1 protein-coding gene is annotated in these 618 nt (G+C 38.5%); it reads left to right on the top strand.

Features of this window, described 5'->3' with window-relative positions:
- On the top strand, positions 1-200 hold a 200-nt coding region (locus V7149_RS24360), incomplete at its 5' end, for an excalibur calcium-binding domain-containing protein (protein ID WP_335348154.1).
- Between the last annotated feature and the right edge of the window lie 418 nt (positions 201-618).

The raw sequence follows: 618 nt of genomic DNA, 5'->3' as shown, positions 1-618 counted from the left end.
AAGAAGCCGCTCGATTAGTGGAAGAAAAGCTCAAACAAGAAGAAGCTGATCGTTTAGCCCAAGAACAAAAGCAGGTTTTTGTAAATTATAAAAACTGTAGTGAAGCTCGTGCTGCTGGCGCTGCACCAATTTATAAAGGTGAACCAGGGTACGCGAAACATCTTGATCGTGATGGAGATGGAATAGGGTGTGATAGATAATATATTATAGAAAGAAATTACTTTTGTTATATGGGATTTTTCTCCGAATCTTATAAAATAATTGGTGCCTGTTCCCCAGTCTTTAAGTATAGGGAAACAGGCACCTTTCTTCTGATTCAGCTGTCCCCGACCGTATTGAAGGCATTAATCTAACAACACCATCAGGACTCTTCACCGTAATGGTTACGGTTGAAAGAAGTTCTTGTGTCCCGTCTGAAGGCAGGCTGGGAAGGGGATTACTAGTTACACATAATGCAATTCCGTAACAAGTTGGTCTTAAGCCTAAATTTATTCCTCTTTTTTGGTTGAACTAGTAAATAATATGATTAAATAATTAATGTTGTTTAAACAAGAGTGATTAATTGTGGGACAGAGGTACAGGTTCATTGTCATGGCTTCTGTAGAATGAAGGAATAGC

This window comes from Bacillus sp. JJ1503 (assembly GCF_036965125.1).
GTDB lineage: Bacteria > Bacillota > Bacilli > Bacillales > Cytobacillaceae > Cytobacillus.
Note: the sequence above shows the minus strand (reverse complement) of the source record. Positions and strands in the feature narration are given on the sequence as shown.